At 58.1% G+C, this 9,228-nt stretch carries 8 protein-coding genes; all 8 read left to right on the top strand.

Going from position 1 to position 9,228, the window contains the following annotated elements; all coding sequences use genetic code 11:
• Positions 1–223 precede the first annotated feature (223 nt).
• The 8 genes from HMPREF1556_RS04670 to HMPREF1556_RS04635 all read left to right on the top strand — a co-directional run bounded on the left by HMPREF1556_RS04670 (position 224) and on the right by HMPREF1556_RS04635 (position 9,221).
• Positions 224–1,783 (top strand): PglZ domain-containing protein, encoded by a 1,560-nt coding sequence (locus HMPREF1556_RS04670; protein WP_021667151.1) that lies wholly within the window; start codon positions 224–226, stop codon positions 1,781–1,783.
• A 23-nt stretch (positions 1,784–1,806) separates the two neighbouring features.
• Positions 1,807–2,433 (top strand): HAD family phosphatase, encoded by a 627-nt coding sequence (locus HMPREF1556_RS04665; protein ID WP_021667150.1) that lies wholly within the window; start codon positions 1,807–1,809, stop codon positions 2,431–2,433.
• Between the two features lie 75 nt (positions 2,434–2,508).
• Positions 2,509–3,255: a 2,3-diphosphoglycerate-dependent phosphoglycerate mutase gene (gpmA, locus tag HMPREF1556_RS04660; protein ID WP_021667149.1), complete on the top strand. Its 747-nt coding sequence runs from the start codon at positions 2,509–2,511 to the stop codon at positions 3,253–3,255.
• Positions 3,256–3,399: 144 nt separating this feature from the next.
• Positions 3,400–4,362, top strand: a complete 963-nt coding sequence (locus HMPREF1556_RS04655) for an NAD(P)-dependent oxidoreductase (protein WP_021667148.1) — start codon at positions 3,400–3,402, stop codon at positions 4,360–4,362.
• A 48-nt stretch (positions 4,363–4,410) separates the two neighbouring features.
• Complete coding sequence (locus tag HMPREF1556_RS04650; protein ID WP_021667147.1) at positions 4,411–6,291, top strand: GH32 C-terminal domain-containing protein; 1,881 nt, start codon at positions 4,411–4,413, stop codon at positions 6,289–6,291.
• 45 nt (positions 6,292–6,336) lie between these two features.
• Positions 6,337–7,362 (top strand): tRNA (adenosine(37)-N6)-threonylcarbamoyltransferase complex transferase subunit TsaD, encoded by a 1,026-nt coding sequence (gene tsaD, locus HMPREF1556_RS04645; protein ID WP_021667146.1) that lies wholly within the window; start codon positions 6,337–6,339, stop codon positions 7,360–7,362.
• Between the two features lie 7 nt (positions 7,363–7,369).
• Positions 7,370–7,864, top strand: coding sequence for a CinA family protein (locus HMPREF1556_RS04640; RefSeq protein ID WP_021667145.1), 495 nt, complete (start codon positions 7,370–7,372; stop codon positions 7,862–7,864).
• 28 nt (positions 7,865–7,892) lie between these two features.
• Positions 7,893–9,221, top strand: a complete 1,329-nt coding sequence (locus HMPREF1556_RS04635) for a PDZ domain-containing protein (protein ID WP_044125250.1) — start codon at positions 7,893–7,895, stop codon at positions 9,219–9,221.
• The last annotated feature ends 7 nt before the right edge of the window (positions 9,222–9,228 follow it).

The following is a 9,228-nucleotide window of genomic DNA, read 5'->3' as shown; positions in this document are numbered from 1 at the left end:
AAAATATTTTCGCATATGCGGAAATTTATTTCCTTGCGGAAGAAAATTTCGCGCCTTGCCCACGGAAGGGAGCGGATTTCCTTGGGCAAGGAAGGATGCCGCTCGGGGCAGAGGGAGGCGAAGGAAGGCGAAGGGCTTGTACCTTGGCGGGACACCGAGAGGGGCTAGTTTGCCGTTATAGCCTTGGGGCGAGCCCCATGAGTTTTATGTATCTTCGCACATCATGAATACGAATAAAGTCTATCAGATCCTTTGGGCCGACGACGAGATCGACCTGCTCAAGCCTCACATCCTCTTCCTCAAGAACAAGGGCTACGAAGTGACGCCCGTCTTGAGCGGAGCCGATGCCATCGAGGCCGTCCAAAGCCAGACCTTCGACCTGATCTTCCTCGACGAACACATGCCCGGCCTGACGGGCCTCGACACCCTACAGCGAATCAAAGAACTTCGCCCCTTCGTGCCCATCATCATGGTCACTAAGAGCGAAGAGGAAGAGCTGATGAACCAAGCCATCGGCGGGAAGATCACCGATTACCTGATCAAGCCCGTCAATCCCAACCAGCTCCTCTTGGCGCTGAAGAAGAACCTCCACCAGAGCTCCATCATCAACGAAGCCACGATGATGAACTACCGGCAGGAGTTCGCCCAGCTGAGCGCTCAGATGAGCGACCGCCTCTCGGTAGAAGAATGGAAGGAGCTCTATCGCCGCCTGGTGCACTGGGAGCTCGAACTCGAGGAAGGCGACCAGCAGATGAAGGAACTTCTCGAGATGCAGAAGGCCGAAGCTGGTCGCCTCTTCGCCCGCTTCATCAGTCGGAACTACGAAGGCTGGATACGCGAACCAGAGACTCGCCCCTTGATGAGCCCCGACCTCTTCAAGACGAAGGTCTTCCCGCTCCTTGACTCGGGAGAGAAGGTGTTCTTCATCCTCATCGACAACTTCCGCTACGACCAATGGGAGAGCGTCAAGGCGATGCTGAGCGAATTCTACACCTTCGACGAAGATCTCTATTTCTCGATCCTACCGACGGCGACGCAGTACGCCCGCAATGCGATCTTCTCCGGGCTGATGCCCTTGGATATCGCTAAGATGTTCCCCGAGCTGTGGGTCGACGAGGAGAGCGAAGAAGGGAAGAACCTCAACGAGGAGCCCATGATCCAGACCCTCCTGCAGCGCTACCGCAAGAACTATTCCTTCTCCTACAATAAGGTCTACGAAGCACGCTTCGGCGAACGCCTTCTATCGAACCTCAATAGCCTCAAGCAGTACCCGCTCAACGTCATCGTCCTCAACTTCGTGGACATGCTCTCCCATGCCCGCACCGAGAGCAAGATGATCCGTGAGCTGGCCAATACCGAGGCCGCTTACCGCTCGCTGACGAAGAGCTGGTTCCGCCACTCGACGACCTACAACCTCTTCAAGCACATCGCCGAGATGGGCTACCGCGTCATCCTCACCACCGACCACGGTACCATCCGCGTGAAGAACCCCGTGAAGATCGTCGGCGACAAGAATACCAATACCAACCTCCGCTATAAGGTCGGCAAGACCCTTTCGTACAACCCCAAGGAAGTCTACGAGGCGCTCGTGCCGGCGAAGATCGGCCTCCCCCAGTCCAATCTCTCCGACCACTACGTCTTCAGCTACAGCGACGACTTCTTCGCTTACCCGAATAACTACAACTACTACGTGCAGTACTATCGGGATACCTTCCAGCACGGAGGCATCTCCCTCGAAGAGATGCTCATCCCGCTGATCTCTATGCAGCCCAAGCATAGATAGACTACTTAAAACCCCTTCACTGAATGATCAGAAACATCGTATTAGACCTAGGGGGCGTCCTCTTCACGCTCGACCGTGAAGAGGCGCTCCGTCGCTTCTCTGCCCTCGGGGTACCTGACGTCGAGAAGATGCTTGACCCCTACCTACAGAGTGGCTACTTCCTACAGGTGGAAGACGGGCGAATGACCGAGCCCCAGTTCCGAGCAGCCCTAAGCGAACTCTCGGGGCGGGAACTTAGCTACGACGAGATCGCTCATGCCTACTTCGGCTTCCTGAGCAAGGTCGATGCCTATAAGTTCGACTTCATCGAGGAGGAACTGAAGGACTACCGCATCTTCATCCTCTCCAATACCAATCCCTACGTCATGGACTTCTGCGAATCGGATCGCTTCCTGCCTAGCGGTAGGACTCTATCATCCTTCTGCGTGAAGAAGTTCGCCTCCTGCGAGATGGGGATGGTCAAGCCCGAACGTCGCTTCTTCGAGACGATGCTTCGTGAGGGGGACATGATCCCCGAAGAGACGCTCTTCCTCGACGATGGCCCCGCCAACGTAGCGATGGCCCGTGAGCTCGGGATACACGCCTACCAGCCTCAGAATGGAGAGGACTGGAGAGACAAGGTACGCCAGCTCCTCAGAGAGCTGAACTAGCACAGATAAGTTTGGCTATCTTTGTACCACGTAAAGCGAGAGCAACTAATCATTTATATACATCATCAACGAATCATGAAGAGAATTGTACTGATCCGTCACGGCGAAAGCGTATGGAATAAGGAGAACCGCTTCACAGGCTGGACCAACGTCGACCTCTCCGAAAAGGGGATCGAAGAAGCAAAGAAGGCAGGAGCCATCCTCAAGGAGAACGGCTTCCGCTTCACGCAGGCTTACACCTCCTACCTCAAGCGTGCCGTCAAGACCCTCAACCAAATCCTCGACGTCATGGATCTCGACTGGATCCCCGTAGAGAAGAGCTGGAGACTCAACGAGAAGCACTACGGTATGCTCCAGGGCCTCAACAAGGCTGAGACGGCAGAGAAGTACGGCGATGCTCAGGTCAAGATCTGGCGCCGTAGCTACGACGTGCCCCCTACGCCCCTCGAAGCTACTGACGAGCGTGCTCCTCAGGCTGACCCTCGCTACGCAGGTGTCGTCCCCGCTTACCTTCCTCTGACGGAAGCACTCTGCCACACGGTAGCTCGTACGCTCCCCTACTGGGAGGACAAGATCTTCCCATCGCTCATGCAGCACGACGACGTCCTCGTCGCTGCCCATGGTAATAGCCTCCGTGGTATCATCAAGGTCCTCAAGGGGATCTCTGATGAAGACATCGTAGAGCTCAATCTTCCTACCGCTGTACCTTACGTATTCGAGTTCGACGATGAGCTTCGTCTCGTCAAGGACTACTTCCTCGGTGACCCCGAAGAGATCAAGAAGCTCATGGAAGCGGTCGCTAATCAGGGCAAGAAGGCTTAAGGCACTTCTCCCTCTAAGGCACTAACGAGGGGCCTCGGACTACGCTGGTAGTCTGAGGCCCTTCTTGTATTCAGGGCTTCCACGAAGGTGCTTCTTACAAATTACGTAACTTAGTGACGCTATTCACTCTACACCCCCGACACTATGGCTAAGATACTGGTAGCCTTCGATACCCGAGACGAAGGCTTTGAGAAGCTCGGTAGCGAGCACGAGATCATTCGTCCACCGAAGGGCAGGGACTTCACTCTTGAGGAGCTTCAGGGACTCCTTCCCGAGGCCGAGGTCCTCTGCTCCGTCTTTGACCGCCCCGCCCGAGCCGAGCTCCTCGAGCACGGCACTCGCCTCAGGCTCATCGCCAACTTTGGCGTAGGCTTCAACAATATAGACATCGACTACGCCCGTTCCCATGGGATCACCGTCACCAATACTCCTCAGGCGGTCATCATCCCGACGGCCGAACTGACCCTAGCGCTGATGCTCGACTGCGCTCGTAGGGTGAGCGAACTAGACCGCCTCGTCCGACGCCATCCCGGAGAGAGCACCGCCATAGGTCGCTCTGGTTACCTCGGGGTACATCTCTCGGGGAAGACCCTCGGGCTCATAGGCTACGGGAGGATCGCTTCCGCTGTTGCCTCCCGTGCTCGTGCCTTCGGGATGAAGGTTCTCTATCACAAGCGCACCCCTCTCAGCCCCGAGGAAGAGACAAGGCAGGGCATTAGCTATGCTCCTCTGGAGGAGCTCCTTCGCCTCTCCGACTTCATCTCCATACATACCCCGTACAGCCCAGAGACGCATCACTTCATCGGAGCTCAGCAATTCGCTCTGATGAAGCCTTCGACGATCTTCATCAATACCGCCCGAGGCTCTGTCGTCGACGAGGATGCCCTCATCTCGGCGCTACAGTCCCACACCATCGCCTACGCTGGGCTCGACGTCTTCGAAGACAAGGACATCCCCCGCCTGCCCCTCTGCCAGCTGGAGAACGTCTGCATGACTCCCCACACCGGGACACAGACGGCAGATGCTCGAAGGGCCATGAATGAAGAGATGCTTGAGAACGTCGCTCGCTTCCTCGCCGGACGCTCGGATCTTGACCGAGTCGTCTAGTCGCTCCACCCTCACCCTTTCTCCTCATCCCATCCCCTACGATCCCTGATGAATCAACTTCGTTTCACCCTGCTCTCCATCCTGCTTCTGATTGTCGTAGGATGCCAGGGCTCTTCCCCCCAATCTATGGAGATCCTTCACCCCGATGATTCGACTACACTGATTAAGCTCCAGAGGCACCAGTACTACCTCCTCGCACCTATCGAGGAAAACCAGAGAGAGGCAACAGTAGTGCTTCTCGGGGAGCAAAACGAAGAGGTCGAGATGGACCTCCGTCTTGCCGTCGACAGCGTAGACTACTTCGTGCCCATCCCTATCCCTCGGGGCAAGGATCCCTACACCATCAAGGTCGTAGGTCTCTCGCCCAAGGCCATCACTTGGCAGCGGCTCCAGCTCGCCGACAGCTTCGACACTTCTCATCGGGACTACTACCGCCCGAGCTACCACCACAGCCCCGCCTATGGCTGGATGAACGACCCCAATGGGATGATCTACAAGGATGGCGTCTATCACCTCTACTATCAGTACAATCCCTACGGGTCGAGATGGGGGAATATGCACTGGGGGCACAGTCGCTCCCGAGACCTCATTCACTGGGAGCACCTCCCTCCGGCGCTAGCGAGGGACACGATGGGGCACATCTTCTCCGGTAGTGCCATCTTCGATAGGGAGGGAAGAGCAGGCTTTGGGAAGAATGCGATCCTCGCCTACTACACGGCGCACAAGATCCGTGAGGGGAAGCAGTGGCAGGCCCAATGTCTGGCGTACAGCACAGACGACGGGCTAAGCTACACCAAGTACAAGGGCAATCCCATCCTCACACCCTCGGACGGGATCTCGGACTTCCGAGACCCAAAGGTCTTCTGGTACGAGCCTAACGATAGGTGGTATATGATCGTCTCGGCAGACAAGGAGATGCGCTTCTTCCGCTCCGAAGACCTTAAGCGCTGGGAGTACGTCAGCGCTTTTGGTGAAGGCTATGGAGCACGCCCGAACCAGTTCGAGTGCCCCGACTTCTTCGAGCTTCCTCTCGAGGGAAGTGGAGAGAAGAAATGGGTGATGCTCGTCAACATCAACCCAGGGTGCCCCTTCGGAGGCAGTGCTACGGAGTACTTCGTGGGCACGTTCGACGGGGAGACCTTCGTCCCTGATACCGAGCCCGAGGTAGCCCGCTGGCTGGACTTCGGGAAGGATCACTACGCCTTCGTCACCTTCCACGGCACAGGGAGTCGGGCGCTAGGGCTAGCGTGGATCAGCAACTGGCAGTACGCCCATCTTACGCCCTTCAAGCAGAGCCGAGGGGCAAACAGCCTTCCCCGAGAGCTCTTCCTCTTCCGTCAGGAGGGAAGGACCTATGTCGGTGCCCGCCCAGCTAAGGAAGTCGAAGCGCTGAGGAAGGAGGAGCGCAAGCTCGCCCTTCCCCCTACTCTTCATACCGACCTAACGCTATCTGATGCCCTCCGTGACCTCGATGACAGCTTCGAGCTGGAGGTAGAACTTACCCCTTCGCCCAAGGCTTCTCGGGTAGGCTTCGTCCTGTCTAACGAGCTGGGGGATGAACTACCGATCTACCTCGATCTAGAGAAGGGACGCATCGTCATGGACCGTACTCGGAGCGGGCTCGTAGACTTTGGCCTCCATGCCACGCCCCACGAGCGAGAGCGTGCCGACTGGCGTACGGGCGAGGGGATCAACTACCAGAATGACTTTGCTCTAGCCACCTGGGCACCCCTCGGTATCTGCCGTGGTGGTAGGTACCAGCTTCGCCTCTTCATCGACCGCAGTGTAGCGGAGCTCTTCGTCGACGGCGGACGTATCGCCATGACGAACTTGGTCTTCCCACGTAAGCCTTACAGCCAGTTACGACTCTTCTCCGACAGTGCTACGAGTACGATCCACTCGGCAAGGCTCTACCGACTAGGGCTATAGTTTTTGTACTTTTGCACCACCAATAAGAGCCAATAGAAGATCATTATGGATCATGAACCCATTATATTAGGTATCGAGAGTTCCTGCGACGATACCTCCGCTGCGGTACTCTCAGGGCATACCCTCAGGAGCAACGTCATAGCCTCCCAGGCTGTGCACACCGCTTATGGCGGGGTTGTCCCTGAGCTCGCCTCCCGAGCGCACGAGCAGAACATCATCCCCGTCGTCAGCGAAGCTATCCGCCGAGCAGGCATTAGCCCATCGGACCTCGACGCCATCGCCTTCACCCGAGGACCAGGACTACTGGGATCCCTGCTGGTGGGGACGAACTTTGCCAAGGGGCTCGCTCTCTCCCTCGGGATCCCGATGGTGGAGGTCAACCACCTGCACGCCCACGTCCTCGCTCACTTCATCGAAGAGGAGGGCGAGGAGCACGAGAGCCCAGAGTTCCCCTTCCTCTGTCTCCTGGTCTCCGGAGGCAATTCGCAGATCATCCTCGTACGCTCAGCCTCCGACATGGAGATCATCGGTCAGACGATCGACGATGCAGCGGGTGAGGCCTTCGACAAGTGCGCTAAAGTCATGGGTCTCGGCTATCCTGGTGGGCCGGTGGTGAACCGCCTAGCCAACGAGGGCGACCCTAAGGCCTTCGCCTTCAGTAAACCTAATGTCCCTGGCTACGACTACAGCTTCAGTGGACTGAAGACCTCCTTCCTCTACACCCTCAGAGACGAGCTCGCCAAGAACCCCAACTTCATAGAAGAGCGGAAGGCAGACCTCTGTGCCTCCCTCCAGGCTACCGTCATCGATATCCTGATGAAGAAGCTACGTCTGGCAGCCAAGGACCTAGGTATCCGTCAGGTCGCCGTCGCTGGTGGTGTCTCGGCCAATACAGGGCTACGTGATGCCTTCCACGACCATGCTCGTCGGTATGGATGGAAGGTCTTCATCCCGAAGTTCGCCTATACGACCGACAACGCCGCTATGGTAGCGATGAACGGCTACTACAGTTACCTCGAAGGTCTACGTACGGGTCTCGACGCCGTACCCTTCACACGAGTCACGATGTAGGCCCAGTATGCCCGCTACCGTCTCCTCACGCCTTGCCCAGCTCCTCACTCAGCGCTCCCTCCATATAGCGACCGCTGAGAGCTGTACCCTAGGAGGTGTCTGCTCCGCCCTCGGAGCGATACCGGGCGCATCCTCCTACCTCCAAGGGGGGATCGTCGCCTACCAAACGGGGCTCAAGACCGAGCTCCTAGGGGTCTCGGCGGAGCTGATCCAGGCCCACCATGTAGTCAGCCCCGAGGTCGCCGAAGCCCTAGCTCTAGGGGCGACGGAGCGCCTCGATGCCGAGGTAGGCATCGGCACGACAGGGCTTGCTGGCCCTGGAGGAGGCGAACCGCTTCATCCCGTGGGTCAGGTGTGCATCGCCTCCGTCTACCGTAGCCGTGACGGGCTACATACCCGCTCCAAGACCCTCCAGCTACAGGGGAGCCGTGAGGAGAATATCCAGCAAGCCATCCACGAAGCCCTACAGCTCACCCTCGAGCTCCTCGAAGCTCACCCCTGAAGACCAACCCCTCTAAACTCACCTCGTCATGCGACAGCCCCTCCCCACACCGAGCAAGCGTCGCCGCTCCGCTCGGCTAGGCTTCACGCTCCTCCTTCCCCTCTTTATCTCCCTCGGTCTCTTCGCTGGAGAGCCCCTCACTGATCCCGTAGAGACCCTCTACTATACGGGCCTTCGCTACCGAGTAGGAGAAGCTCCTGGCTGGGGGAAGGGACTGCCCGTACTCACCTCGATCCGCCCCAACAGCCCCGCTGCTCTCGGCGGGCTTCAGGCGGGGGACGTACTCCTCGAAGTCGACGGAGTCGCTACCTCTGGTCTCTCTTCGGACGAGGTAGACGAACTCCTTCGGAGTCCCGAGCGCCAGCATCTCCTTACCCTCCTTCGTATCGGGGCGGGACGCTTGATCCACCTCCTCCATCCCAGTAGCAAGCCGAGCACGGCGCTGAGCGAGCGGGAGCTGGCTTACGCCTTCGGAGGCTACAGTCCCGAAGACCAAGAGTCGACCGAGCGGGTACTACCCTTCACCTTCTCTTCGAATGCTACCTTCGACTGGTCACAGGCGAAGACCTTTGCCTTTGCCCCCTCTTCCTCAGGGGAGAAGAGCCTCGACGAAGCACTCTACGGACGAATAGCTCAGCTCCTGGAGACCCGAGGGCTAAGGCAGCAGTCGGCTAGTCCTGATCTCGTCATCCAGAGCCTCTACACCCTCGACAGGAGCGCTGGTCTTCACTTCCAGCTCCAGGTAGCACGCTCGGGGGCTCCCGACGACATCCTCTGGAGAGCGGAGAGTATGGAGCTGGCCCCCACAGCCTCGACGATGGATAGCTATGCACGGGAGGTCCTCCCCCTCGTCCTGTATGCCTTCCCCTACATCCCTACAGTGGAGCGACCTTCGTACCGCAAGGATACACGTCGCTACCTCTACACGGGCATCCTCTACGACAAGCACGACCTCAGCCGTATCGCTGACGTCGAGGACGCTTCCCCCGCCTTCGTAGCGGGTCTACGCTCGGGCGACCGCATCCTCCGTATCGGGGGCAAGGCACTTACCCCCACCTCTCTAGAGGCGCTCTCCGAGAAGTACCGAGACTTCCTCTCCGACACCTACAAGCATCGCATCCAGCTCCGAGACGGCTCGGGAAGCCATGCTTGGGCTCAGGGTAGCTACGGCAGTATCAAGAAGGCTCTGGAGCGGGAGAAGTATGCAGCAGTCTTCAGTTACCTCTTCGCCTTCCGTCCCTACGTCGATGACGACAAGACTACGGAGCTAAGCTTCGAAGTAGAGCGGGACGGACAGCGCTACACGCTCAGCATCCAGCCTCTCCTCAGAGACGAATCCACCCTTATCCCCCAATGATCCTACC

This window comes from Porphyromonas sp. oral taxon 278 str. W7784 (genome assembly GCF_000467855.2).
GTDB lineage: Bacteria > Bacteroidota > Bacteroidia > Bacteroidales > Porphyromonadaceae > Porphyromonas.
The sequence above is the reverse complement of the archived record's forward strand: the minus strand, read 5'-3'. Positions and strand labels throughout refer to the sequence as shown.

Excerpts from the sequence above, each read along its gene's own strand:
- HMPREF1556_RS04640 (WP_021667145.1), top strand. The coding sequence starts at position 7,370 with ATGCCCGCTACCGTCTCCTCACGCCTTGCCCAGCTCCTCACTCAGCGC.
- gpmA (WP_021667149.1), top strand. The coding sequence starts at position 2,509 with ATGAAGAGAATTGTACTGATCCGTCACGGCGAAAGCGTATGGAATAAG.
- HMPREF1556_RS04650 (WP_021667147.1), top strand. The coding sequence starts at position 4,411 with ATGAATCAACTTCGTTTCACCCTGCTCTCCATCCTGCTTCTGATTGTC.
- HMPREF1556_RS04670 (WP_021667151.1), top strand. The coding sequence starts at position 224 with ATGAATACGAATAAAGTCTATCAGATCCTTTGGGCCGACGACGAGATC.
- HMPREF1556_RS04655 (WP_021667148.1), top strand. The coding sequence starts at position 3,400 with ATGGCTAAGATACTGGTAGCCTTCGATACCCGAGACGAAGGCTTTGAG.
- tsaD (WP_021667146.1), top strand. The coding sequence starts at position 6,337 with ATGGATCATGAACCCATTATATTAGGTATCGAGAGTTCCTGCGACGAT.
- HMPREF1556_RS04665 (WP_021667150.1), top strand. The coding sequence starts at position 1,807 with ATGATCAGAAACATCGTATTAGACCTAGGGGGCGTCCTCTTCACGCTC.
- HMPREF1556_RS04635 (WP_044125250.1), top strand. The coding sequence starts at position 7,893 with ATGCGACAGCCCCTCCCCACACCGAGCAAGCGTCGCCGCTCCGCTCGG.